This is a genomic window from Pseudomonas sp. NMI760_13 (assembly GCF_021283245.1).
Lineage (GTDB): Bacteria > Pseudomonadota > Gammaproteobacteria > Pseudomonadales > Pseudomonadaceae > Aquipseudomonas > Aquipseudomonas peradeniyensis.
The window spans coordinates 163,801-187,914 of sequence record NZ_JAJSRC010000001.1 but is presented as its reverse complement, the minus strand read 5'-3'; the positions used below and the strand labels follow the sequence as shown (position 1 = coordinate 187,914).

At 65.0% G+C, this 24,114-nt stretch carries 21 protein-coding genes and 1 other RNA gene; 17 read left to right on the top strand and 5 right to left on the bottom strand.

Going from position 1 to position 24,114, the window contains the following annotated elements:
* Positions 1-5 precede the first annotated feature (5 nt).
* The 8 genes from rpsI to LU671_RS00805 all read left to right on the top strand — a co-directional run bounded on the left by rpsI (position 6) and on the right by LU671_RS00805 (position 10,881).
* Positions 6-398, top strand: coding sequence for a 30S ribosomal protein S9 (gene rpsI / locus LU671_RS00840; RefSeq protein WP_043198013.1), 393 nt, complete (start codon positions 6-8; stop codon positions 396-398).
* A 265-nt stretch (positions 399-663) separates the two neighbouring features.
* The gene (gene petA / locus LU671_RS00835) at positions 664-1,257 is read left to right on the top strand and encodes a ubiquinol-cytochrome c reductase iron-sulfur subunit (RefSeq protein ID WP_023628711.1); all 594 of its coding nucleotides are present in this window, start codon (positions 664-666) and stop codon (positions 1,255-1,257) included.
* A complete protein-coding gene (locus tag LU671_RS00830; RefSeq protein ID WP_203647917.1) occupies positions 1,257-2,468 on the top strand; it encodes a cytochrome b in 1,212 nt (403 codons plus the stop codon). The genes petA and LU671_RS00830 overlap by 1 nt, the downstream gene beginning before the upstream one ends.
* Entirely contained in the window at positions 2,468-3,247 is a 780-nt protein-coding gene (locus LU671_RS00825) for a cytochrome c1 (protein ID WP_050703833.1), read from the top strand. Before LU671_RS00830 ends, LU671_RS00825 begins: the two co-directional genes overlap by 1 nt.
* Positions 3,248-3,364: 117 nt before the next feature.
* Positions 3,365-3,988, top strand: a complete 624-nt coding sequence (locus tag LU671_RS00820) for a glutathione S-transferase N-terminal domain-containing protein (protein ID WP_232854674.1) — start codon at positions 3,365-3,367, stop codon at positions 3,986-3,988.
* 12 nt (positions 3,989-4,000) lie between these two features.
* Positions 4,001-4,420 (top strand): ClpXP protease specificity-enhancing factor, encoded by a 420-nt coding sequence (locus tag LU671_RS00815; RefSeq protein ID WP_203647915.1) that lies wholly within the window; start codon positions 4,001-4,003, stop codon positions 4,418-4,420.
* 286 nt (positions 4,421-4,706) lie between these two features.
* Entirely contained in the window at positions 4,707-7,706 is a 3,000-nt protein-coding gene (gene eprS, locus LU671_RS00810) for an autotransporter serine peptidase EprS (RefSeq protein ID WP_232854673.1), read from the top strand.
* Positions 7,707-7,884: 178 nt separating this feature from the next.
* Positions 7,885-10,881 carry an autotransporter domain-containing protein gene (locus tag LU671_RS00805; protein ID WP_232854779.1) on the top strand — a complete coding sequence of 999 codons (2,997 nt, stop codon included), beginning with the start codon at positions 7,885-7,887 and terminating at the stop codon, positions 10,879-10,881.
* Positions 10,882-10,955: 74 nt separating this feature from the next.
* On the opposite strand, the gene LU671_RS00800 is transcribed toward LU671_RS00805, so the two are convergent.
* The 5 genes from LU671_RS00800 to LU671_RS00780 all read right to left on the bottom strand — a co-directional run bounded on the left by LU671_RS00800 (position 10,956) and on the right by LU671_RS00780 (position 14,677).
* The gene (locus tag LU671_RS00800) at positions 10,956-11,174 is read right to left on the bottom strand and encodes a YgdI/YgdR family lipoprotein (RefSeq protein WP_028689754.1); all 219 of its coding nucleotides are present in this window, start codon (positions 11,172-11,174) and stop codon (positions 10,956-10,958) included.
* Between the two features lie 58 nt (positions 11,175-11,232).
* Positions 11,233-11,811 carry a BON domain-containing protein gene (locus LU671_RS00795; RefSeq protein ID WP_050703839.1) on the bottom strand — a complete coding sequence of 193 codons (579 nt, stop codon included), beginning with the start codon at positions 11,809-11,811 and terminating at the stop codon, positions 11,233-11,235.
* Positions 11,808-12,401 (bottom strand): phosphoheptose isomerase, encoded by a 594-nt coding sequence (locus LU671_RS00790; protein WP_198744430.1) that lies wholly within the window; start codon positions 12,399-12,401, stop codon positions 11,808-11,810. Before LU671_RS00790 ends, LU671_RS00795 begins: the two co-directional genes overlap by 4 nt.
* Before the next feature lie 87 nt (positions 12,402-12,488).
* Positions 12,489-12,860 (bottom strand): YraN family protein, encoded by a 372-nt coding sequence (locus tag LU671_RS00785; protein WP_203647913.1) that lies wholly within the window; start codon positions 12,858-12,860, stop codon positions 12,489-12,491.
* On the bottom strand, positions 12,860-14,677 hold the full coding sequence (locus LU671_RS00780; RefSeq protein ID WP_232854672.1) for a penicillin-binding protein activator: 1,818 nt from the start codon (positions 14,675-14,677) through the stop codon (positions 12,860-12,862). The genes LU671_RS00785 and LU671_RS00780 overlap by 1 nt, the downstream gene beginning before the upstream one ends.
* A 189-nt stretch (positions 14,678-14,866) precedes the next feature.
* Here LU671_RS00780 and rsmI point away from each other — a divergent pair, with 189 nt between their 5' ends.
* The 9 genes from rsmI (at position 14,867) to mraY (ending at position 24,112) form a co-directional block, all read left to right on the top strand.
* The gene (gene rsmI, locus LU671_RS00775) at positions 14,867-15,742 is read left to right on the top strand and encodes a 16S rRNA (cytidine(1402)-2'-O)-methyltransferase (RefSeq protein ID WP_332880035.1); all 876 of its coding nucleotides are present in this window, start codon (positions 14,867-14,869) and stop codon (positions 15,740-15,742) included.
* A 379-nt stretch (positions 15,743-16,121) separates the two neighbouring features.
* Positions 16,122-16,481, top strand: an RNA gene (gene rnpB, locus LU671_RS00770) — RNase P RNA component class A.
* Positions 16,482-16,790: 309 nt separating this feature from the next.
* Positions 16,791-17,246 (top strand): division/cell wall cluster transcriptional repressor MraZ, encoded by a 456-nt coding sequence (gene mraZ, locus LU671_RS00765; protein WP_011535546.1) that lies wholly within the window; start codon positions 16,791-16,793, stop codon positions 17,244-17,246.
* Positions 17,243-18,190, top strand: a complete 948-nt coding sequence (rsmH, locus tag LU671_RS00760; RefSeq protein ID WP_442964114.1) for a 16S rRNA (cytosine(1402)-N(4))-methyltransferase RsmH — start codon at positions 17,243-17,245, stop codon at positions 18,188-18,190. The genes mraZ and rsmH overlap by 4 nt, the downstream gene beginning before the upstream one ends.
* Positions 18,187-18,480 (top strand): cell division protein FtsL, encoded by a 294-nt coding sequence (gene ftsL, locus LU671_RS00755; protein WP_028689746.1) that lies wholly within the window; start codon positions 18,187-18,189, stop codon positions 18,478-18,480. The genes rsmH and ftsL overlap by 4 nt, the downstream gene beginning before the upstream one ends.
* A complete protein-coding gene (locus tag LU671_RS00750) occupies positions 18,480-20,207 on the top strand; it encodes a peptidoglycan D,D-transpeptidase FtsI family protein (RefSeq protein ID WP_162232950.1) in 1,728 nt (575 codons plus the stop codon). The genes ftsL and LU671_RS00750 overlap by 1 nt, the downstream gene beginning before the upstream one ends.
* Complete coding sequence (locus LU671_RS00745; protein WP_232854671.1) at positions 20,207-21,670, top strand: UDP-N-acetylmuramoyl-L-alanyl-D-glutamate--2,6-diaminopimelate ligase; 1,464 nt, start codon at positions 20,207-20,209, stop codon at positions 21,668-21,670. The genes LU671_RS00750 and LU671_RS00745 overlap by 1 nt, the downstream gene beginning before the upstream one ends.
* Complete coding sequence (locus LU671_RS00740; RefSeq protein WP_232854670.1) at positions 21,663-23,030, top strand: UDP-N-acetylmuramoyl-tripeptide--D-alanyl-D-alanine ligase; 1,368 nt, start codon at positions 21,663-21,665, stop codon at positions 23,028-23,030. The genes LU671_RS00745 and LU671_RS00740 overlap by 8 nt, the downstream gene beginning before the upstream one ends.
* Entirely contained in the window at positions 23,030-24,112 is a 1,083-nt protein-coding gene (gene mraY, locus LU671_RS00735; RefSeq protein WP_028689742.1) for a phospho-N-acetylmuramoyl-pentapeptide-transferase, read from the top strand. Before LU671_RS00740 ends, mraY begins: the two co-directional genes overlap by 1 nt.
* The last annotated feature ends 2 nt before the right edge of the window (positions 24,113-24,114 follow it).

Here is a 24,114-nt window from a genome sequence, read left to right as displayed (position 1 = left end):
TCATTATGTCGGCGACTCAAAACTACGGCACTGGCCGTCGCAAGACCGCAACCGCACGTGTATTCCTGCGTCCGGGCACTGGCAACATTTCCATCAACAACCGTTCTCTGGACGTGTTCTTCGGCCGCGAAACCGCTCGCATGGTTGTTCGCCAGCCGCTGGAACTGACCGAGACCGTTGAGAAGTTCGACATCTACGTCACCGTTTCCGGTGGTGGTGTCAGCGGTCAAGCCGGTGCAATCCGCCACGGCATCACCCGCGCCCTGATGGAATACGACGAAACCCTGCGTGGCGCCCTGCGTCGTGCTGGCTTCGTCACCCGCGACGCTCGTGAAGTCGAGCGTAAGAAAGTGGGTCTGCGTAAAGCGCGTAAGCGTCCTCAGTACTCCAAGCGTTAATACCGCTTCGGCAGTCGAAAAAAGCCCGGTTCCTTTTTGGAACCGGGCTTTTTTTATGTCTTCAACTAACCTGTTTGCTAGTCCGTGGCCGTTTGTCGCATAGACGCAGATCAAGCAAAGCGAGGGTAGTGGCCCGACCAGCGGGTAATCACCTTGTCAGCGTGTGGATTTGTTCCTTACCATTGCGGCCAATTTTTAGTGCCACAGACGTACCTAAGTAGATGCCTGTTAGAACAGGCCAAGCAAGCTGATGGGAGAGGACTGAATGAGCAATGACGGCGTCAACGCAGGCCGGCGCCGCTTCCTCGTAGCCGCGACATCCGTGGTCGGGGCAGCGGGGGCAGTGGGGGCAGCGGTACCGTTCGTGGGGTCATGGTTTCCCAGTGCCAAGGCGAAAGCCGCAGGGGCACCGGTGAAGGTCAATATCGCCAAGGTCGAGCCCGGCCAGCAGATGGTGGCCGAGTGGCGCGGTCAACCTGTATTCATCGTGCGGCGAACGGAAGAGATCCTCGGAAATCTGAAAAAGATCACCGGCGAGCTGTCCGACCCCGAATCCAAGGCGTCGGTGCAGCCGACCTACGTCGATCCGCAAGTTCGCTCGATCAAGCCCGAGATCCTCATCCTGGTCGGCCTGTGCACGCACCTGGGCTGCTCGCCGACGTTCCGTCCTGAAGTCGCTCCCGCCGACCTGGGCCCGAAATGGGTCGGTGGCTATTTCTGCCCGTGCCACGGCTCGCACTACGACCTCGCCGGGCGCGTCTACAAGTCCCAGCCGGCGCCTCTTAACCTGCCAGTGCCACCGCACTCGTACGAGTCGGACGAAATCATCGTCATCGGCGTCGATCAGGAGAACGCATGATGAGCAAGTTCATGGAGTGGATCGATGCGCGCTTCCCCGCGACGAAGATGTGGGAAGACCACCTGAGCAAGTATTACGCGCCCAAGAACTTCAACTTCCTGTACTTCTTCGGCTCCCTGGCACTGCTGGTGCTGGTCAACCAGATCGTCACCGGCGTGTGGCTGACCATGAGTTTCACCCCCTCGGCGGAAGAGGCCTTCGCCTCGGTCGAGTACATCATGCGCGACGTCGAGTACGGCTGGATCCTGCGCTACCTGCACTCCACCGGTGCGTCGGCGTTCTTCATCGTGGTCTACCTGCACATGTTCCGCGGGCTGCTCTACGGCTCCTACCAGAAGCCGCGCGAGCTGGTCTGGCTGTTCGGCATGCTGATCTACCTGGCGCTGATGGCCGAGGCCTTCATGGGCTACCTGCTGCCGTGGGGCCAGATGTCCTACTGGGGTGCCCAGGTGATCATCTCGCTGTTCGGCGCGATCCCGGTCATCGGTGACGACCTGACCCAGTGGATCCGTGGTGACTACCTGATCTCCGGCATCACCTTGAACCGCTTCTTCGCCCTGCATGTGGTGGCCCTGCCGATCGTGATCCTCGGCCTGGTGGTGCTGCACATCCTGGCACTGCACGAAGTGGGTTCGAACAACCCCGATGGTGTGGATATCAAGAAGAACAAGGACGAGAACGGCATTCCGCTGGATGGCATCCCGTTCCACCCGTACTACACCGTCAAGGATATCGCCGGTGTGGTGGTGTTCCTCTTCGTGTTCTGCGCGGTGGTGTTCTTCTTCCCGGAAATGGGTGGCTACTTCCTGGAAAAACCGAACTTCGAACAGGCCAACGCCTTCAAGACCCCTGAGCACATCGCGCCTGTGTGGTACTTCACGCCGTTCTACGCGATCCTCCGTGCGGTGCCCGACAAGTTGTTCGGGGTCATCGCCATGGGTGCGGCGATCGCCGTGCTGTTCGTGTTGCCCTGGCTGGACCGCAGCCCCGTGCGCTCCATGCGCTACAAGGGCTGGCTGAGCAAGATCTGGTTGCTGGTGTTCTGCGTGTCCTTCGTCATCCTTGGCGTGCTGGGCGTACTGGCGCCAACCCCGGGACGTACCTTGCTGTCGCAGGTGTGCACGGTGCTGTACTTCGCCTACTTCCTGCTGATGCCGTTCTACACAAGGCTCGAGAAGACCAAACCGGTTCCGGAAAGGGTGACTGGCTGATGAAAAAGTTGATTGCAGTATGCTTGCTGGCACTGATGCCTAGCCTGTCGTTCGCCGCCGAACATGGCCTGGAGCTGGACAAGGTCGATATCGACCTGACCGACAAGGCCGCGATGCAGGATGGCGCGCGCACCTTCGCCAACTATTGCATGGGCTGCCACAGCGCCAAGTTCCAACGCTATGAGCGCGTGGCCGACGACCTGGGGATTCCCCATGAGCTGATGCTCGAGAACCTGGTGTTCACCGGCGCCAAGATCGGCGACCACATGAAGATCGGCATGCAGCCCAACGATGCCAAGACCTGGTTCGGCGCCGCGCCGCCCGACCTGACCCTGGTCGCCCGGGTGCGTGGCAACGACTGGCTGTACACCTACCTGCGCAGCTTCTACGAGGACAAGTCGCGACCATACGGGGTGAACAACAAGGTCTTCCCCAACGTCGGCATGCCCAACGTGCTGGTGGGCCTGCAGGGCAACCAGGTGATCGGTTGCAAGCAGGTGCAGACCGAAGTCGATGGCAAGAAGCAGTTCGACCCGCTGACTGGCAGTCCGCTGACCCATGAAGCATGCGACCAGCTGACCGTGGAGGAGAAATCCGGTACCCTGACGGCCGAGCAGTTCGACGAGAAGGTCAAGAACCTGGTGACCTTCCTGGCCTATTCGGCCAACCCGGTCAAACTGGAAAGCCAGCGCATCGGTACCTACGTGTTGCTGTACCTGGCTTTCTTCTTCGTGTTCGCCTACTTGCTCAAGCGCGAATACTGGAAGGACGTGCACTGATCACGCAGTAGTTTCTGGTAGTTGAACGCGCCCGGGGGGCTCCAGCGATATTGCTGGGGCGCCCCGGGCGCGTTTTCATTTGAAGTTTTACAAGCATCCCGTGCGAGGAGGCGCTACATGGGCGCAACCAACAGGTTAGCCTGCTATTCCGACCCCGCTGATCATTACTCTCATCGGGTCCGCCTGGTGCTCGCGGAGAAAGGCGTCACGGTGCAGATCATCGATGTCGACGCCAATCGCCTGCCGCCCAAGCTGATTGAAGTGAACCCTTACGGCAGCTTGCCGACCCTGGTCGATCGCGACCTGGCGCTGTACGAGTCGACCGTGGTGATGGAGTACCTCGAGGAGCGTTACCCGCACCCGCCGCTGATGCCGGTCTACCCGGTGGCCCGGGGCAACAGCCGCCTGCTGATGCACCGCATCCAGCGTGACTGGTGCGCCCTGGCCGACACCGTGCTCGATGCGCGCAGCAGCGAGGCGGCACGCACCCAGGCGCGCAAGGAACTGCGCGAGAGCCTGACCGGCGTGGCCCCGCTGTTCGGCGAGATGGCCTGCTTCATGAGCGAGGAGCAAAGCCTGGTCGATTGCTGTCTACTGCCCATACTCTGGCGCTTGCAGGTGATGGGTATCGAATTGCCGCGGCAGGCCAAGCCGCTGCTGGATTACATGGAGCGACAGTTCGCCCGCGAGCCTTTCCAGGCGAGCCTGTCCGCTGCCGAACGTGAAATGCGCAAGGTTTAAGAGGAACCGTTGATGAACTCCAGTCGCCCCTATCTGGTTCGTGCGCTGTACGAGTGGATCGTCGACAACGATTGCACGCCGCATATGCTGGTCAATGCCGAGTATCCGGCGGTCCAGGTGCCCCAGGGTTTTGCCAGCGATGGCCAGATCGTCCTGAACATTTCTCCCAGTGCCGTGCGCAGCCTGCACATGGACAACGAGGCGGTGAGCTTCGAAGGCCGCTTCGGCGGCGTGGCGCACTCGCTCTTTGTGCCGGTCGGCGCCATCCTCGGGATCTACGCCCGGGAGAACGGTCAGGGTATGGTCTTCGAGCTGGAGCCACCGCTCGAGGATGAGGATGACCTTGAAGACGACGCCGTGGAGCCGGATGACCAAGGTCCGCCCGAGCCGCCGCGCCCGAGTGGCCGTCCAAGCCTGAAGGTGGTCAAGTAACTACGCAGCAAGAAGATCCCGGCCGCTGCGCGAGCCTCATGGAGCGCATGCCTGTGTTTTGTGACAGCTGTTGGCTATTTATTAACGCCGATTGACATATCGTAATCAATTTCAGAAGCTCACGACTTGCAGCCGAAGGCTGCCTCCAGGCCTGAGGCCGAAGTAACCTGGCCAGGGGCGGGAAACCGCCTCTGGCTCGATGGGGCCTTGCGGCCAGGTAATGCAGCGACACACCGGTCGACCCAGGACGGGCGACCCGACAACAAAAACAAGAGAAGTCATCGACATGGATGTGAGATGTGATCAGCTCAAGGCGCTGACGGGCACCCTGTGCCTGGCGTTCGCCACCGGACTGCCGCTGTCTGCTGCGGCGGCCTACCAGGAAACCGGTCGCCCGGGCGACCCCGCCAGCTGGCGGTCGGCCGAGTACCAGCAGGACTGGGGCCTGGAGCGCATGCAGGCGAGCCAAGCCTATGCCGCCGGCATCACCGGCGCCGGGGTCAGCATCGGCGCCTTGGACTCGGGGTTCGATGCCGCCCATCCCGAAGCCAGTCCCGGACGTTTTCACTCGGTTACCGCCACCGGCCAGTATCTGGACGGCACTCCGTTCAGCGTGTCCGGGGTGCTCAATGGCGCCAACGACAGCCATGGCACCCATGTCACCGGCACCATGGGTGCGGCCCGTGATGGCGCTGGCATGCATGGCGTGGCCTTCAATGCCCAGGTCTACGTGGGCAACACCAACCACGACGACAAGTTTTTGTTCGGTCCCGGCCCTGACCCCAAGTATTTCAAGGCGGTCTACGATGCCCAGGTGGACGCCGGTGTGCGGGCCATCAACAACAGCTGGGGCAGCCAGCCCAAGGATGTCAGCTACCAAACCCTGGACGGCTTGCGCGCGGCCTACGCCCAGCATTTTCAGCAGGACACCTGGCTCGACGCCGCCGGCGACGTGGCGCGCCGCGGCGTGATCAACGTATTCAGCGCCGGCAACAGCGGCTATGCCAACGCCAGCGTGCGCTCGGCGCTGCCGTACTTCCAGCCGGAGCTGGAAGGTCACTGGCTGGCGGTGTCGGGTCTGGACAAGAACAACCAGCAGAAATACAACCAGTGCGGTATCGCCAAGTACTGGTGCCTGGCGACCCCGGGTGCGGCGATCAGCAGTACCGTGCCCGGTGGCGGCTACGCCACCTACAACGGCACCTCGATGGCCGCGCCCCATGCCACCGGGGCCTTGGCCCTGGTCATGGAGCGCTATCCCTACCTGAACAACCAGCAGGCCCTGCAAGTACTGCTGACTACCTCGCGCCAGCTCGACGGTTCGCCAACCCAAGGACCTAGTGACCGGGTAGGTTGGGGCGTCCCGGACCTGGGCCGGGCGTTGCACGGGCCCGGGCAGTTGCTGGGTGAATTCGACGTCAACCTGGGGCGCGGGCAGGGCGATACCTGGAGCAACGGCATCTCTGACCAGGCCTTGGTGCAGCGTCAAACCGAGGACGCCGCGGAGCGCCAGGCCTGGCAGCAGACCCTCAAGGATCGCGGCTGGGAGCATGGCCTGGCAGCGGGCGCCAGCCAGCAGGATCGCAGCGACTATGCCCTGGGCATGGCTCGCGACGCGGCTGCCGCGCAGCGTGTCTACCAGGGCAGCCTGGTCAAGTCCGGGGCTGGCTGGCTCGAACTCACGGGGGACAGCAGCTACCGTGGCCCGACCCGGGTCGATGGCGGCCTGCTGGCGGTCAACGGCAGCCTGCAATCGGCGGTGACGGTCAACGCAGGCGGTACCCTGGGCGGCAATGGGCGGGTCGGCGCCCTGACCGCCAGCGCCGGGGGCGTGGTGGCCCCGGGTAACTCCATTGGCACCTTGAATGTCGCTGGCAACCTGGACTTGCAGCCGGGCTCGACCTACCGGGTGGAACTGTCGCCCACGGCCAGCGACCGGCTCGTCGTTGCTGGCCAGGCCAGTGTCGGCGGCGCCAATCTCAGCCTGGAGCCCCAGGCGCGGGCGAACCTGTTGGCCGGCGGCCCGGTATCCAGCCTGGTGGGGCGCCAGTTCGATATCCTGCAGGCGGCGGGTGGCGTCAACGGGCGCTTTGCCCAGGTCGAGCCCGACTACCTGTTCCTGGGGACCTTCCTCGATTATTCAGCCAACGGCGTGCAACTGGACGTGACGCGCAGCGCCACGACGTTCGCCAGCGTCGGCGCCACGCCCAACCAGCGCGCCAGCGGCGGCGCCGTGGAACGGTTGGGTCCAGGCAATCCCGTGTATGAAAGCCTGCTGCTTTCGACCTCGGCGGACCAGGCCCGGGACGGCCTGCGCCAGCTGGCCGGGGAGATCTACCCGGCGCTGGACTCGATGCTGCTCAGCCAGGGCTCGGTCTTGCGCGATGCCCTGGGTGAGCGCGTGCAAGACCGAGCCTTGAGCGCTGGCGCGTCTGGAGCGAGTGCCAGCGAGTCGGGCTCGACCCAGCTCTGGCTCAAGGGCCTGGGCAGTTGGGGGCGCATCGAGGGCGTGCAGGGCAGCGAGTCCTATACCAGTTCCCTGGGCGGCGTGCTGTTGGGCGTGGACCATGACCTTGACGAGCAGACCCGGGCCGGCCTGGCCGCAGGTTATAGCGACAGCTCCCTGGGCATGGGCGGCAGCCATTCCCGGGCCACGGTCGACAGCTATCACCTGGGCGCCTATGTCCGCCACGACCTGGACCAGCTGCGCCTGAGCCTGGGCGCCAGCCACAGCTGGCATCGTGCCGAGGTCCGGCGCGACCTGGCCTATGGCGAGGTGTCCGGTCGTCAGCGCGCACGGGTCGATGCCCGCAGCCAGCAGGTGTTCGCCGAGGCGGCCTATCGCCTGGCGTTGCCAGCGGTGCAGTTGGAACCTTTCGCCAACCTGACCTACCAGCACCTGGAACGCGACGGCTTCCACGAGAAAGGCGATGCCGCGGCGCTGCATGCCGGTGACGAGCAGCGCGACGCCTGGCTCAGCACCTTGGGCCTGCGTGGGCGCCAGCAATGGCAGATAGGCCCGCAACAGGACCTGCAACTGGCGGCAAGCCTGGGCTGGCAGCATCGCCTGAGCGGCACCCAGGATCGCGAACACCTGGCTTTCGCCGGCAGCGACCTGCCGTTCCGGGTGGAGACTGCGCCGGCCTTGCGCGATGCCGCGCTGGTGGGGCTGCAGGCACGGGTAGGGCTGACCCGCGACCTGGACCTGAGCCTGGACTACCAGGGGCGCCTGGCCAGTCGCGAACAACAGCATGGCGCGGGACTCAACCTGCAATGGCGGTTCTGAAACGCCCTGGCGCGAGTTGGGCCAGGCGTTGCAACACGGAGTGTGACCAACGCGGTACTTAACCAAAACAAAACTAAGGAAGGTTGTAGTGAAGCAAGTCAGAAAGGATGACAGCGCACTCGCGCAGGGCTGGGCCCTGGCCCCACTGGGGCGGGCATTGGTGGGTTGGGTGGCGTTGATGGGCACGGCCCAGGCCGCGCCCTATGTGGAGAGTGGCCGGCTGGGTGACGCCAGCAGCTGGCGCAGCAGCGAGTTCAAGGCCGATTGGGGGCTGGGGGCAATCCACGCCGACAGCGCCTATGCCGCCGGCTATAGCGGCAAGGGGGTGAAACTGGGGATCTTCGACCAGCCGGTATACGCCCCGCACCCCGAGTTCGCCGGCAAGGACAAGATCGTGACCCTGGTCACCAGCGGCATCCGCCAGTACACCGACCCCTATATTCCGGTGAAGGCCGGCGATGCGTTCCGCTATGACGGCAGCCCGTCGGTGGGCTCGGACGGCAAGCTCGGCTCCCACGGCACCCACGTCGGCGGGATCGCCGCCGGCAACCGTGACGGCGAGTCGATGCACGGCGTGGCCTATGATGCGCAGATCATCAGCGCGGACAACGGCGACCCCGGTCCCGAGGACGGCATCGTCCTGGGCAACGATGGCGCGGTATACAAGGCCGGTTGGGACAGCCTGGTGGCCAGCGGCGCGCGGATCATCAACAACAGCTGGGGCATCGGCATCACCGATCGCTTCGCCAAGGGCGGGCGCAATCCGGACTTCCCGCATTTCACCGTGGACGATGCCCGGGCACAGTTCGCGCAGATCCAGCCGCTGCTGGGCACCTTGCCCGGCGGCGCCTACGACGGGGCCATCGCTGCAGCCCGCAGCGGAGTGCTGACGATCTTCGCCGCCGGCAACGACTACAACCTGAACAACCCGGATGCGATTGCCGGGCTGGGCTACTTCGTCCCGGAGATCGCGCCCAACTGGCTGACCGTCGCGGCGTTGCAGCAGAACCCAGACACCAGCAGCGCCAACCCCTACCTGGTCAGTACGTTCTCTTCCCGTTGCGGCTATACCGCAAGCTTCTGCGTATCGGCCCCCGGTACCCGGATCTACAGCGCGGTGATCGGCGGCACCAGCCTGGCAGACCTGACCCAGGGCTACGCCAACAAGAACGGTACGTCCATGGCCGCGCCCCATGCCGCTGGCGCGGCGGCGGTGCTGATGGAGCGCTTCCCCTACATGAGCGGCGCTCAGATCGCCAGCGTGCTGCGCACCACCGCCACCGACATGGGCGCGCCCGGCATCGATGCCTTGTACGGTTGGGGCATGATCAACCTGGACAAGGGTATCCGCGGTCCGGGCATGTTGGTCACCGAGCAGGACATCCCCGAGGAGTTCCGCATCGCCGGTGGCTACGGCCCGAGCCAGTTCGTGGTCGATCTGCCGGGTGTCGGCGCCGTGGTGGATGCCGGCAGGCCGACCCAGCGACGCTGCAACGACCTTAGCTGCGTGCTGGACCTGTGGAGCAACGATATCTCCGGCCATGGCGGCCTGACCAAGCAGGGTATCGGTACCCTGGTGCTCAGCGGCAACAACACCTATGCCGGGCCGACCCTGGTCAACCAGGGGCGGCTGGCGGTCAATGGCTCGCTGCAATCGACGGTGACCGTCAATGACGGCGGCGTGCTGGGTGGCAATGGCCGGATCGGTGCGCTGGTGGTCAACCGTGGTGGCGTGGTGGCGCCGGGCAACTCAATCGGCACCTTGCGCGTGGCCTCCGACGTGACCTTCCAGCCGGGCTCGACCTATGCCGTGGAGGTTGATGCTACTGGCAGCGACCGCCTGGTCAGCGATGGCACGGTTTCGGTAAACGGTGCGAACCTGGCCCTGGATCTGCGGAACCCCGGTGTTTCGCTGCAGTCCCGGCAGGCAACCAGCCTGGTGGGGCGTCAGTTCGACATCCTGCAGGCCGCAGGCGGCGTGCAGGGCGGTTTTGCCGCTGTGCAGTCCAACCTGCTGTTCCTCGGTGGTGGCTTGGCCTATACCGGCACCGGGGTGCAGCTGGCGGTGCAACGTAGCGCCAGCTTCGCCAGTGTCGGCTTGACCGCCAACCAGCGTTCGGTGGCCGCGGCTGCCGATCGGCTCGGTGCGGGCAACCCGGTCTATGAGAGCCTGCTGTTGTCGGCTGATGCCGGCAGCGCCCGGCAGGCGTTCGATCAGCTGTCCGGTGAAATCCACCCGGCGGTGGGCAACCTGCTGCTCAACGACAGTCGCCAATTGCGCGACGCCGTGGGCGAGCGTACTCGCCAGCAGGGTGTCGCCGCCGCTCCGGCCTTGGACGGTCAGGGCAACGGCCTGTGGGTCAAAGCCCTGGGAGCCTGGGGCAAGGCCGACGGTGATTCCGGGCATGCGCGCTACAGCAGTTCGATTGGCGGCATGCTGCTGGGTGTCGATGGGCAGATGAGCGAGGACACCCGCGTCGGCGTCTTCACCGGCTACAGCGACAGCTCGCTGAGCATGGGCGATGGTCGTCATTCCTCGGCCAGCGTCGACAGCTACCACCTGGGTGCCTATGCCGGTAAGGAACTGGAGCAGGTGCGCCTGAGCCTGGGCGGCAGCCACAGCTGGCACCGCATCGAGACCAAGCGCGAGCTGCAGTACAACGAGGTCAGTGATCGCCAGAAGAGCAAGCGCGATGCGCAGAGCACCCAGGTGTTCGGCGAGGCCGCCTGGAAGGTCGCGGTGCCGGGCATGGCCCTGGAGCCGTTCGCCAACCTGGCCTATGTGCATATCGCCAGCGACAGCTTCAAGGAGCATGGTGGCGCTGCCGCGCTCAAGGGTGGACGGGATAACCGCGATGCCTGGCTCTCGACCCTGGGCATGCGCGCCGGCAAGCAGCTGCAGTTGTCCAGCGGCCAGGCGGTGGAACTTTCCGCGACCCTGGGCTGGCAGCACAACCTGAGCTCCACCGGATCCGACCAGCACCTGGCCTTTGCCGGTCAGGGCGATACCTACAAGGTCCAGGCGCTGTCTCTGGACCGTGATGCGGCGGTGGTCGGCGCACGGGCGGGGATCAGCCTGGGCCGTCAGGCCCGGGTCAACCTCGATTACAACGGACTGCTGGGTAGCCGCGACAAGAGCCACGGGGTCGGCCTGACCCTGGACTGGGCGTTCTGAGGCCCTGAAAAACAAAACGCCCGATGCTGTGCATCGGGCGTTTTGCTTGGCCTGGCTGAACCGCCATTTCGCAATTACAGGTCCTTGATGCTCTGCACCTGGTCCTTGTTGATGCGGGTCGGCTTGCCGTCCAGTTGCTTGAACTCGTAGAAGCCGGAGTTGCGATCGAAGTGCGGGGTATCGGTGGTCTGCAGTTCGCGGCCATCGTTGAGGGTGATCACGCTCGGGGTGGAGCAGCCGGCCAGGGTGGCGAAGGCGCCGATCAGCAGGGCGGGCAGCAGCAGCTTTTTCATGGGGTACTTCCTGGATCAGAGGGAAAAGGCGAGCGTCATGACGCCCGCCGAAGGATTGTCAGTCGATGTATTCGAACAATTTGACGATCTTCTGCACGCCCGACACGCCCTGCACCACGTTGGTGGCGGCGTTGGCCTCCTGCTGCCGGACCAGGCCGAGCAGGTAGACAATACCGTTCTCGGTGATCACCTTGATGCGCGAGCTGGGAACGCTTTCGTCGGTCAGCATCTGGGTCTTGATCTTGGTGGTCAGCCAGGCGTCGTTGTTGCGCGCCAGGATCGAAGAGGGCTGAATCACTTGCAGCTCGTTATGCACCTTCTTGACCCGCTGCACCTGGCCGGCGGTCTGCTCGGCGAGGGACTTGAGGTCGGCGCGCGGGGTCTGGCCGGCGAGCAGCACCACGCCGTTGTAGCTGCTGACGACGATGTGCGAGCCCTTGTCCAGCTCAGGGTTGGCCTTGGCGATGTTGACCGAGACCTTGGTCTCGATCAGCGAATCGTCGATCTTGCTGCCGATGGTGCGGGTGCCGCGGTCGTCCTCGATCGGCGAGTTGCGGGTCGAGGTCAGCACGGAACTGCAGCCGGAGACACCCAGGCACAGGGTTAGGGCCATCAGGCCGAGACGCTTGGAGATCATTCTTCACTCCCGAACAGTTGGCTGTCGATCAGGTCGCACAGACAGTGGATCGCCAGCAGGTGGACTTCCTGGATGCGTGCGGTCACGGTCGAGGGTACGCGGATTTCCACGTCCTCGGGCAGCAGCAGCGAGGCCATGCCGCCGCCGTCGCGCCCGGTCAGGGCAACGACGATCATTTCGCGGTCATGGGCGGCCTGGATCGCCTGGATCACGTTGGCCGAGTTGCCGCTGGTGGAGATCGCCAGCAGAACGTCGCCGGGCTGGCCCAGGGCGCGGATCTGCTTGGAGAAGATTTCGTTGTAGCTGTAGTCGTTGGCGATCGAGGTGAGCGTGGAGCTGTCGGTGGTCAGGGCGATGGCCGGCAGGCTCGGGCGCTCGCGCTCGAAGCGGTTGAGCAGCTCCGAAGAGAAATGCTGCGCATCACCGGCCGAGCCGCCGTTGCCGCAGGCGAGCATCTTGCCGTCGTTGAGCAGGGTGTTGACCATGACCAGGCTGGCCTGCTCGATGTAGGGTGCCAGGATGTCCATTGCCTGTTGCTTGGTGTCGATGCTGTTCTGGAACAGTCGGCGGATTCGGGATTGCATGTCCATCTGGGTGACCTTAAGAGGGGCGGTGGCCTTTGCTACGCGCAACAGTGACCAGCCCGCGAAACATAGAGCTAGAAAATCGAATTGGGTTCAGCATTCGAAGGCGTTTTTCAGCCAATGAAGCGGTTGCCCCGCATGCCCCTGGCCCTGCAGGGCGACTACGTCGAAACGGCAGGGGTGGGTGGCCCAGTGGGGCGTTTGCTGCAGGAAGAGGTTGGCGGCCAGCGCCAGTCGCTGCTGCTTGCGCCCATCGATACTGGCGAGCGCTCCGCCGAACTCCGCATGCAACCGGTAGCGGACTTCGACGAATACTACTGTATCGGCATCGAGCATGACCAGATCGAGCTCGCCCCGCTTGCATCGCCAGTTGCGCGCCAGCAGCCGCAGGCCTTGCCCTTGAAGGTAGTCAAGGGCATGGTCCTCGGCGGCCTGGCCGGCATGGCTGGGCGATGCGCCAGGCATCAGCGCGGCGTGTCCGGCAGGCGCTTGACCTGGCCGCCGGCGAACTCGGCCCACGGCAGCTGGCGTTCGACGCGCTGGTTGGCATTCATGCTCAGGCTGCCGGACAGGCCTTCGACGCGGTTGTCCGGCAGTGCCTTGAGCTGGCCCAGGCGCGGTGCCAGGCTGTAGGCATCGACGCCCATGGCGTACAGGCGGCCGAGGCTGCCGGCGGCCTGCGGCCACTGCTGCACGACCTGCTGGCGCAGGCTGTTGCTGGTGTCCAGCAGCCACGGCGTTTCGCAGAAGCGGATGCCGTTCATGTCGTTGTACTGGTTGACGTCGCCGCTGGCGCTGTACAGGTTGGAGGTGGCGTAGACCGGCACGTCGCCGGCGTACTGGAAGTTCAGCGTCGGCTTGATCTGCTGGGCCTGCTGCGGCGTCGAGGCGAGGAAGATGAAATCGATGTCCTGGCGGCGCGAAGGCTGGGCGGCGATGTTACCGCCGACGGTGCTCTGCAGGCTCTTGGCGCGGCCTTCGCTCTGGCGCAGCTGGAACAGGTCGGCGATCTGCTGGGCGAGGGCGACTGGCTGGGCAATACGTTGGGCACTGATCAGGGTGCCGCCATTGCCTTCCCAGTCCTGACGGAAGGCGGCGAGCACGCGGTCGCCCCATTCACCGCTCGGCACCAGGGCCACGGCGCGAACCATGCCGTCGGCGCGGGCGCGGCGGGCGACTTCGCGGGCTTCGTCCTCGGCGGCCAGACCGAACTGGAACAGTTGCGGCGGGGCTTTCTGGCCGGCGTCAGCGTAGTTCAGGGCCAGGGTGGTGATGGGCAGTTGCGGGTAGGCGGCGAGCTTCTTGACCAGCGGTTTTTCCAGCGGGCCGACCACCAGTTGCACACCGGCGGCCTGGGCCTGGCGGTAGAAGTCATCGAGCGAGGTGATGCGCGAGCTGTCGAACACCTGCACCGCCGGGGCCGGCTGGCCACCTTGCTGGGCCTGGAAGTGGGCGGCCATGAAGCCGTCGCGCAGGGCGCGGGCGACGCCGGCCAGCGGGCCTTCCTGGGGCAGCAGCAGGGCGATCTTGGTCAACGGCTGGCTGGCCAGTTCCTTGAGCTTGACCAGGGCGGTCGGCAGTTGCCGGGCCGCCGGGTGCTCGGGGTGTTGCTGGCGCCAGCTGTCGATGGCGGCCTGTTGCTGCTCCAGGGTGCCGGCGCGCTTCACGGCGAGGGCCAGGCTGGTCCAGCTGGCCAGGGTCTCGTTGGCGGCGGGCTGCTGCAGCTGTTCGGCGGGCAGCGAGGCGACCAGGGCCCAGGTCGCGTCGTTGTTGGCGGCGGCGGCCTGCTCGCTGAGCAGCGGTGCCAGCAGTACGCGCTGCTGGGCGGCGGCCAGGGCCTGGCCGTCGGCTTCGAGGGCGGCGGCGTGGACGCTGTAGGTGCGAACCTGCTGCTCGGCCGGCAGTTCGCCGACGCGCTGCAGGCTCGGGTGGCCGAGGGCGGTCAGGGCGGCCTTGGGCTGGTTGCGGCTCATGGCCAGTTCCGCGGCCAGGGTCGAGGCGAACACCTGCTGGGCGGGCTTGAGCGGTTCCAGCGGGACCTGCTCGAGGATCCGGGCCGCGCGCGGGAAGTCCTTCTGCTTGTATGCCAGGTCCGCGGCGCTCAGGCGCAGCAGGGCCGCGTCCTCGGCGGACTTGCTGGAGGCCGCCTTCTCGAGCAGTTGCTCGATGCTGGCGTCCGGGGTGCGCGGCAGTTCGCCCAGGCTGGATGAGGGCGAGCTGGCGCAGGCTGCCAGCAGGGCAGCGAGGCAGAGGGCTGTGAGCAGCCGCAGACAAGCGATCATGTAAAGGTCCTGTTACTCGATCAAGTTGGCCGGCAATTGTACCCAAGCGGGGGGCGGGGCGCGATCTCGTCGACACTGATCCTTCACTATAGGTGGCCGCTGGGGGGGCCGGGGGTGAAGTTCTTTGCGCCCTGTTACCGGCGCTCGGGCTACAATGACGACCTTTGATCCGGAAAGCAGGTGTGCGCAGTGACTGATGTTGCAGGGGTTTCGAAATCCACGTTGGGCAAGCTTTACGTCGTCGCCACGCCCATCGGCAACCTCGACGACATGAGCGCCCGGGCGCTGAAGGTGCTGGCCGACGTGAGCCTGATCGCCGCCGAGGACACCCGTCACTCGGTGCGCCTGCTGCAGCATTTCGGCATCGACACGCCGCTGGCGGCCTGCCATGAGCACAACGAGCGCGATGAAGGCGGGCGTTTCATCACCCGCCTGCTGGCCGGCGACGATGTGGCGCTGGTGTCCGATGCCGGCACGCCGCTGATTTCCGACCCGGGTTATCATCTGGTGCGCCAGGCGCGTGCCGCCGGGGTGCAGGTGGTGCCGGTGCCCGGCGCCTGCGCGCTGATCGCCGCGCTGTCGGCGGCGGGGCTGCCGTCGGACCGCTTCATCTTCGAGGGGTTCCTGCCGGCCAAGGCCGCCGGGCGCAAGGCGCGCCTGGAGCAGGTCAGGGAAGAGCCGCGCACGCTGATCTTCTATGAGGCGCCGCATCGCATCCTCGAATGCCTGCAAGACATGGAGGCGGTGTTCGGCGGCGAGCGTCCGGCGCTATTGGCCCGCGAGATCACCAAGACCTTCGAGACCCTGAAGGGGCTGCCCCTGGCCGAGCTGCGCGCGTTCGTGCAGGACGATAGCAACCAGCAGCGCGGCGAGTGCGTGGTGCTGGTGGCCGGCTGGAGTGCGCCGGAGGGCGAGCAGGCGATCAGCGCCCTGGCCCAGCGCGTGCTGGACTTGCTGCTGGCCGAGCTGCCGTTGAAGAAGGCCGCGGCATTGGCGGCCGAGATTACCGGGGTACGCAAGAACCTGCTCTATCAGTTGGCGCTGGAGAAACAGAAGGCCGATTAATAGCCTTCGAGGTGCTCGACGTTGGGGTTGCAGCGCCTGTGAGACCGAGCGCCGCCCGCGCGGCGCATCGCGGATGAATCCGCTCCTACATCTGTTGCAACGTACCGAACCTGTCAGGCCATGGTTGCCAGCCTTGGCGCAGGTCTTGAGAGGAGTGGGGCGGCAACAATGCCCACCGAAAAAACCGCGTCGAGCACACAAGGCTTACAACCATGGCCTATCAGGCATGGTCACGTTGCGACAAATGTAGGAGCGGATTCATCCGCGATGCGCCGCGCGGGCGGCGCTCGATCTCAAGGATGCTGCCGATAGTGGCGTAACGGCATTATTTGTCACATCGCTTGTTCTTGGGCGCGCCTCCCGGTAACCTTGTCGGCGGAGAGTCGATCGGACAGTCGCTGCCGTCTTTTGTTCTGCAAGAGGCGGGGGAGGAAAGTCCGGGCTCCATAGGGCAGAGTGCCAGGTAACGCCTGGGAGGCGCGAGCCTACGGAAAGTGCCACAGAAAACAACCGCCTAAGCGCTTCGGCGCCGGTAAGGGTGAAAAGGTGCGGTAAGAGCGCACCGCGCGACTGGCAACAGTTCGTGGCTAGGTAAACCCCACTCGGAGCAAGACCAAATAGGGTTCCATACGGCGTGGCCCGCGTCGGAACCGGGTAGGTTGCTAGAGGCGTCCAGTGATGGCCGTCGTAGAGGAATGACTGTCCTCGACAAAACCCGGCTTACAGATCGACTCTCCACCTCTTCCTTCCCTGCTTGAATCGATAGCAGAAGCGTCCTGGTAATACCGAAAAATTCTTACTCTTAATAAATCACTTTAACTTCGCACTCTATCCGCTTGAGTGTGTTTGATTTTTCCCGTCAGTTTTCTTCTCCGGCAATCCTTCCACCTTCCTTTGTTGAGCTAAATCGCCGTCCTGTAAGGGATTTCCTTATGAACGTGCCTTGACGGTGTGGCGGGCGGATTCCTATAGTGTGCGCAAGTGGCAGAAAGTGGGATGAAGTGGGTTTTCTGACACAAAAAAGCTAACATTGTGGGGAATCGCAGCCGTGTTCCGCGGAGCCAACGCCGTCAGCCTCGATGCCAAGGGTCGTCTCGCCATGCCGAGCCGGTACCGTGACGAGCTCGATTCGCGTTGCAATGGTCAACTGATCGTGACCATCGACGCCGTTGACCCCTGCTTGTGTGTTTATCCCCTCGATGAGTGGGAACAGATAGAAGCCAAGTTGCGCGCCTTGCCGTCGTTGCGTGAGGAAAACCGTCGCCTGCAGCGTTTGCTGATCGGGAACGCGGTTGACCTGGAGCTCGATGGCAGCGGGCGTTTCCTGGTGCCGCCGCGCCTGCGTGAGTACGCCAAGCTGGACAAGAAGGCGATGCTGGTGGGGCAGCTGAACAAATTCCAGCTGTGGGATGAGGATGCCTGGAACGCGGTTTCGGCAGCCGACCTTGCAGCTATTCAACAACCGGGCGCCATGCCCGATGATTTGCGTGACCTGATCCTGTGACCATAGATAGCGGCTTCAACCACATCACCGTCCTCCTCGACGAAGCCGTCGAGGCCTTGGCCCTGCGCGCCGACGGTTGCTATCTGGACGGCACCTTCGGGCGCGGCGGCCACAGTCGGCTGATCCTCAGCAAGCTCGGGTCGCAAGGGCGACTGCTGGGGTTCGACAAGGATCCACAGGCGATTGCCACCGGGCAAGCGCTGGCGGCCGAAGACGGCCGCTTTGTCATTGTGCAGCGCAGCTTTGCCGAGCTGGGCGCCGAGGTGGCCGAGCGCGGACTGGACGGCAAGGTCGGCGGCATCCTGCTCGACCTGGGCGTGTCTTCGCCGCAGCTCGATGACCCCGAGCGCGGCTTCAGCTTCCTCAACGACGGCCCGCTGGACATGCGCATGAACCCGGACCAGGGCGTCAGCGCCGCCGAGTTCATCGCCACCGCGCCAGAGGAAGAAATCGCCCGCGTGTTCAAGGAATACGGCGAGGAGCGCTTCGCCAAGCGCATGGCCCGTGCCGTGGTGCTGCGCCGCGAGCAGCAGCCGTTCACCCGCACCGGCGATCTGGCCGAGGTGCTCAAGGTCGCCAACCCGGCCTGGGAGAAGGGCAAGAACCCGGCCACCCGTGCCTTCCAGGGGCTGCGCATCCACGTCAACAACGAACTGGGCGACCTGGAGACCGGCCTCGAAGCCGCGATCGACGCGCTGGAGGTCGGTGGCCGCCTGGCGGTGATCAGCTTCCATTCCCTCGAGGATCGCATCGTCAAGCTGTTCATGCGCAAGCTGGCCAAGGGCGAGGCGGACAACCTGCCGCGCAACCTGCCGGTGCAGCACAAGACCTTCGAGCCGAAGATCAAGCTCATCGGCAAGGCGCAGTTCGCCTCCGAAGCCGAGCTCAAGGCCAACCCGCGATCGCGCAGCGCCGTGATGCGGGTGGCGGAGAAGTTGCGGTGAGCCGGCTGTTTGCCAAACCTTTGCCAGGCGGAAGCTTCCTGATGCTTCTGCTGTTCGTCGCCGTCCTGATTTCGGCCATTGCCGTCTCCTACAGCGCCCACTGGAACCGCCAGTTGCTCAACACCCTGTATGGCGAGTTGAGCGAGCGCGACAAGGCCCAGGCCGAGTGGGGTCGGCTGATCCTCGAGCAAAGCACCTGGACCGCGTCCAGCCGTATCGAGAGCCTGGCCTCCGAGCAGCTCAAGATGCGCGTGCCCGCCGCTGACGAAGTGCGGATGGTGGCGCCATGATGAAGCTCGAGGGTGCACTCTACCCCTGGCGGTTCAGGGTGGTGATCGGCTTGCTGGCGCTGATGGTCGGTGCCATCTGCTGGCGCATCATCGACCTGCAGGTGGTCGACCGTGACTTCCTCAAGGGCCAGGGTGATGCCCGCAGCCTGCGTCATATCCCCATTCCCGCGCACCGTGGCCTGATCACCGATCGCAATGGCGAGCCGCTGGCCGTCAGTACCCCGGTCACCACCCTGTGGGCCAACCCCAAGGAGATGCAGGCAGCCAAGGAACGCTGGCCGCAGCTGGCCGCCGCGCTCGGGCAGAACCCGCAGCAGCTGACCGAGCGCCTCACCCAGCAGGCCAGCAAGGAATTCATCTACCTGGTCCGCGGCCTGACCCCGGAGCAGGGCCAGCACGTGCTCGACCTGAAGGTGCCGGGCGTCTACGGCCTGGAAGAGTTCCGCCGCTTCTATCCGGCCGGCGATGTCACCGCGCACATGGTCGGCTTCACCGACCTGGACGACCATGGTCGTGAAGGCGTCGAGCTGGCCTATGACGAATGGCTCGCCGGAGTGCCCGGCAAGCGGCAGGTGATCAAGGACCGGCGCGGCCGGCTGATCAAGGACATCCAGGTAACCAAGAACGCCAAGGCCGGCAAGACCTTGGCGTTGTCGATAGACCTGCGCCTGCAATACCTGGCCACCCGCGAACTGCGCAACGCCATCGCCGAACAGGAAGCCAAGGCTGGCAGCCTGGTGATCATGGACGTCAAGACCGGCGAGGTCCTGGCCATGGTCAACCAGCCGACCTACAACCCGAACAACCGCCGCAGCATGTTCCCGGCGGCCATGCGCAACCGGGCGATCATCGACGTCTTCGAGCCGGGCTCGACGGTCAAGCCGATCTCCATGAGCGCGGCGCTGCAGAGCGGCCGCTGGAAACCCACCGACAAGGTCGAGGTGTATCCGGGCAGCCTGCAAATTGGTCGCTACACCATCAAGGACGTGTCCAGGAGCGAGGGCCCGATCCTCGACCTGACCGGCATCCTGATCAACTCGTCCAACGTCGGCATGAGCAAGATCGCCTTCGATATCGGTGGCGAGGCCATCTACCGGGTGATGTCCCAGGTCGGTCTGGGCCAGTACACCGGCCTCGGTTTCCCGGGCGAGCGCGTCGGCAACCTGCCCAACCACCGCGAGTGGCGCAAGGCCGAGACCGCGACCCTGTCGTACGGTTACGGCGTGTCGGTGACCGCCCTGCAACTGGTGCATGCCTACGCCGCGCTGGCCAACGACGGCAAGATGGTGCCGCTGTCGATCCTCAAGGTCGACAAGGCGCCGGAAGCCGTGCAGGCGATCCCCAAGGAAACCGCCGAAACCGTGCAGGCCATGCTGCAGCAGGTGATCGAGGCGCCGCGCGGGGTATTCCGCGCCCAGGTGCCGTTCTACCACGTGGGGGGCAAGTCGGGTACCGCGCGCAAGGCCACCGTCGGCTCCAAGGGCTACACCGAGAACGCCTATCGCTCGCTGTTCGCTGGCTTCGGCCCGATGAGCGACCCGCGCTACGCCATCGTCGTGGTCATCGACGAGCCGAGCAAGGGCGGCTACTTCGGCGGCCTGGTCTCGGCCCCCGTATTCAGCAAAGTGATGTCGGGCACCCTGCGCCTGATGAATGTACCGCCGGACAACCTGCCGCCCTCGACGCAGCAAGCCAGCGCAGTACCCGCCAAGGGAGGGCGAGGTTGATGACGATGCCATTGAGCAAACTGTTTGCCCATGCCAGCCGCGATCCGTTGATCCGCGAGCTGACCCTGGACAGCCGCGCCGTGCGTCCGGGCGACCTGTTCCTGGCCGTGCCGGGGGCCAAGGTCGATGGTCGCGCGCACATCGCCGATGCCCTGGCCCGTGGCGCCGCCGCGGTGGCCTATGAAGAGCAGGGCGCCAGCGTGCTGCCGCTCACCGATGCGCCGCTGATTCCGGTCAAGGGCCTGATCGGCCAGTTGTCGCAGATTGCCGGGCGCTTCTATGGCGAGCCGAGCCGTCAGCTCGACCTGGTCGGCGTGACCGGTACCAACGGCAAGACCAGCGTGACCCAGCTGCTGGGCCAGGCGCTTGATGCCCTTGGCCGGCGTTGTGGCCTGATCGGCACGCTTGGCACTGGCTTCTATGGCGAGCTGCAGAGTGGTCGCCTGACCACGCCGGACCCGATTGCCGTGCAATCGACCTTGAACGACCTGAAAAAGGGCGGCGCCAAGGCCGTGGCCATGGAGGTTTCCTCCCATGCCCTCGAACAGGGTCGGGTGGCCGCGCTGGACTTCGATATCGCGGTGATGACCAACCTGTCCCGCGACCACCTGGACTACCACGGCAGCATGGAGGCCTACGAGGCCGCCAAGGCCAAGCTGTTCGCCTGGCCAAGCCTGCGCGCCCGGGTGGTCAACCTGGATGATGACTTTGGACGTCGCCTGGCAGATGCTCCAGCCACATCGCGCCTGATCAGCTACAGCCTGCAGGATTCGGCGGCGACGCTGTTCTGCAAAGAGTCTGCCTTCAACGATGATGGCGTGCGCGCCGTGATCGTCACCCCACAGGGCGAGCATGTCCTGCGCAGCCGTCTGCTGGGGCGTTTCAATCTGAGCAACATGCTGGCGGCGGTAGCCACGCTGATGGCGCTGGACTACCCGCTGGATGAAATTCTCAAGGTCACCCCGCAACTGCACGGGCCGGTCGGCCGCATGCAGCGCCTGGGTGGCGGTGACAAGCCGTTGGTGGTGGTCGATTACGCTCACACCCCGGATGCCTTGGAAAAAGTACTCGAAGCGCTACGTCCGCACGCTCACGGCAAGCTGCTGTGCCTGTTCGGCTGCGGTGGCGATCGTGACGCCGGCAAGCGTCCGCTGATGGCCGAAGTGGCCGAGCGCCTGGCCGACCGTGTGCTGGTCACCGACGACAACCCGCGTAGCGAAGACCCCCTGCGGATCTTTGACGATATTCGCCCCGGTTTCGCCACGCCTGCGGCCGTCGCGTTCGTCGCCGGCCGTGGCGCGGCCATTGCCCAACTGATCGCCAGTGCCAGTGCCGACGACGTGATCGTCTTGGCAGGCAAGGGACACGAGGATTACCAGGAGATCAACGGCAAGCGCCATGACTTCTCCGACCTGGTCGAAGCCGACAAGGCACTTGCAGCCTGGGAGGCGCCACATGCTTAAGCCGATGATTCTCAGCCAGCTGACCGGTGCCTTGGGTGCGCGCCTGGCAGGTGCCGACGCCAGCTTCAGCGGAGTGAGCATCGACAGCCGCACCGTCGCTGCCGGCCAGCTGTTCGTCGCCCTGACCGGGCCGCGCTTCGATGGCCACGACTATCTGGCCGACGTGAAGGCCAAAGGCGCCGTCGCCGCGCTGGTCGAGCGTAAAGTCAGCGATGTCGACCTGCCACAGCTGCTGGTCGCCGATTGCCGTGTCGCCCTTGGTCAGCTCGGCGCCCTGAACCGTGCCGCCTTCGACAAGCCGGTGGTGGCCATCACCGGCTCCAGCGGCAAGACCACGGTCAAGGAAATGCTCGCCGCGATCCTGCGCACCCGCGGGCCGGTGCATGCCACCCGTGGCAACCTGAACAACGACCTTGGCGCACCTTTGACCCTGCTGGAGATCGCTCCGGAGCACAGCGCCGCGGTGATCGAGCTGGGCGCCTCGCGCATTGGCGAGATTCGCTACACCGTTGGCCTGACCCAGCCGCAAGTGGTCATCATCAATAACGCCGGTACCGCCCATGTCGGTGAGTTCGGCGGCCCGGAGAAGATCGTCGAAGCCAAGGGCGAAATCCTCGAAGGCCTGGGCGAGGGCGGCACGGCCATCCTCAACCTGGCCGACAAGGCGTTCGAGATCTGGCGCAAGCGGGCGGGCGCTCACCGCATCTTCAGTTTCGCCCTGGACAACCCGCAGGCGGACTTCCACGCCAGTGATATCGGGCGCGACGCTCGTGGCTGCCCGTCGTTCACCCTGCACGGCCCGACTGGCAGCGTTCCGGTGCAACTGAACCTGCTCGGCACCCACAACGTCAGCAACGCCCTGGCCGCCGCCGCCGCCGCCCATGCCGTTGGTCTGAGCCTGAGTGGCATCGCCGCCGGCCTCGCTGCCGTGCAACCGGTCAAGGGCCGCACCGTGGCGCAGATCGCGCCCAGCGGCGTGCGGGTCATCGACGACAGCTACAACGCAAATCCCACCTCGATGTGCGCCGCCATTGATATACTCGCCGGCTTTTCCGGACGCACCGTCCTGGTGCTCGGGGATATCGGCGAACTGGGGCAATGGGCCGAGGAAGGTCACCGCCAGGTGGGTGACTACGCACGCGGCAAGGTCGACGCGCTGTACGCGGTGGGTACCAACATGGCCCATGCGGTCAAGGCGTTCGGCGCCAATGCCCGCCATTTCGCTACTCAAGCTGAGCTTATCGCTGCCGTTGGCACCGAGAATGCCAGCGACACCACTATCTTGATCAAGGGCTCGCGCAGCGCTGCGATGGAAAACGTCGTGGCCGCACTGTGTGGTGCCAGCGGGGAGAAACATTAATGCTGCTGCTGTTGGCTGAGTATCTGCAACAGTTCCACAAGGGCTTCGCGGTCTTCCAGTACCTGACCCTGCGCGGGATCCTGGGTGTGCTGACCGCGTTGTCCCTGGCCCTGTGGTTGGGCCCGTGGATGATCCGTACCCTGCAGATCCGCCAGATCGGTCAGGCCGTGCGCAACGACGGCCCGCAATCGCACCTGTCCAAATCCGGCACCCCGACCATGGGCGGCGCGCTGATCCTGTCGGCCATCGCCATCAGCACCCTGCTGTGGGCCGACCTGACCAACCGCTACGTATGGGTGGTGCTGATCGTCACCCTGGCGTTCGGCGCCATCGGCTGGGTCGACGACTACCGCAAGGTGATCGAGAAGAATTCCCGCGGCCTGCCGAGCCGCTGGAAGTATTTCTGGCAGTCGGTGTTCGGCCTGGCCGCGGCGATCTTCCTGTACAAGACCGCGCCGACCAGCGTCGAGACCACGCTGATCATCCCGATGCTCAAGGACCTGGCGATTCCGCTGGGTGCCGGGTTCATCGTGCTGACCTATTTCGTCATCGTCGGCTCGAGCAACGCGGTCAACCTGACCGACGGCCTCGATGGCCTGGCGATCATGCCGACGGTGATGGTTGGCGGTGCCCTGGGCATCTTCTGCTACCTGTCGGGCAACGTGAAGTTCGCCGAATACCTGCTGATCCCGTACGTGCCTGGCGCGGGCGAGCTGATCGTGTTCTGCGGCGCGCTGATCGGCGCCGGCCTGGGCTTCCTGTGGTTCAACACCTACCCGGCCCAGGTGTTCATGGGCGACGTCGGCGCACTGGCGCTGGGCGCGGCCCTGGGGACCATCGCGGTGATCGTCCGCCAGGAGATCGTCCTGTTCATCATGGGCGGCGTGTTCGTGATGGAAACCCTGTCGGTGGTCATCCAGGTGGCTTCGTTCAAGCTCACCGGCAAGCGCGTGTTCCGCATGGCGCCGATCCATCACCACTTTGAACTCAAGGGTTGGCCCGAGCCACGGGTGATCGTCCGCTTCTGGATCATCACCGTGATTCTGGTGCTGATTGGCCTTGCCACCCTGAAACTGAGGTAACC

Coding starts and splice junctions, on each gene's coding strand:
- mraY (WP_028689742.1), top strand. CDS start 23,030: ATGCTGCTGCTGTTGGCTGAGTATCTGCAACAGTTCCACAAGGGCTTC.
- LU671_RS00805 (WP_232854779.1), top strand. CDS start 7,885: ATGGGCACGGCCCAGGCCGCGCCCTATGTGGAGAGTGGCCGGCTGGGT.
- LU671_RS00795 (WP_050703839.1), bottom strand. CDS start 11,811: ATGATCTCCAAGCGTCTCGGCCTGATGGCCCTAACCCTGTGCCTGGGT.
- LU671_RS00830 (WP_203647917.1), top strand. CDS start 1,257: ATGAGCAAGTTCATGGAGTGGATCGATGCGCGCTTCCCCGCGACGAAG.
- LU671_RS00820 (WP_232854674.1), top strand. CDS start 3,365: ATGGGCGCAACCAACAGGTTAGCCTGCTATTCCGACCCCGCTGATCAT.
- LU671_RS00780 (WP_232854672.1), bottom strand. CDS start 14,677: ATGATCGCTTGTCTGCGGCTGCTCACAGCCCTCTGCCTCGCTGCCCTG.
- LU671_RS00745 (WP_232854671.1), top strand. CDS start 20,207: ATGACGATGCCATTGAGCAAACTGTTTGCCCATGCCAGCCGCGATCCG.
- LU671_RS00800 (WP_028689754.1), bottom strand. CDS start 11,174: ATGAAAAAGCTGCTGCTGCCCGCCCTGCTGATCGGCGCCTTCGCCACC.
- LU671_RS00750 (WP_162232950.1), top strand. CDS start 18,480: ATGAAGCTCGAGGGTGCACTCTACCCCTGGCGGTTCAGGGTGGTGATC.
- LU671_RS00815 (WP_203647915.1), top strand. CDS start 4,001: ATGAACTCCAGTCGCCCCTATCTGGTTCGTGCGCTGTACGAGTGGATC.
- rpsI (WP_043198013.1), top strand. CDS start 6: ATGTCGGCGACTCAAAACTACGGCACTGGCCGTCGCAAGACCGCAACC.
- LU671_RS00740 (WP_232854670.1), top strand. CDS start 21,663: ATGCTTAAGCCGATGATTCTCAGCCAGCTGACCGGTGCCTTGGGTGCG.
- LU671_RS00785 (WP_203647913.1), bottom strand. CDS start 12,860: ATGCCTGGCGCATCGCCCAGCCATGCCGGCCAGGCCGCCGAGGACCAT.
- petA (WP_023628711.1), top strand. CDS start 664: ATGAGCAATGACGGCGTCAACGCAGGCCGGCGCCGCTTCCTCGTAGCC.
- LU671_RS00790 (WP_198744430.1), bottom strand. CDS start 12,401: ATGGACATGCAATCCCGAATCCGCCGACTGTTCCAGAACAGCATCGAC.
- LU671_RS00825 (WP_050703833.1), top strand. CDS start 2,468: ATGAAAAAGTTGATTGCAGTATGCTTGCTGGCACTGATGCCTAGCCTG.
- eprS (WP_232854673.1), top strand. CDS start 4,707: ATGGATGTGAGATGTGATCAGCTCAAGGCGCTGACGGGCACCCTGTGC.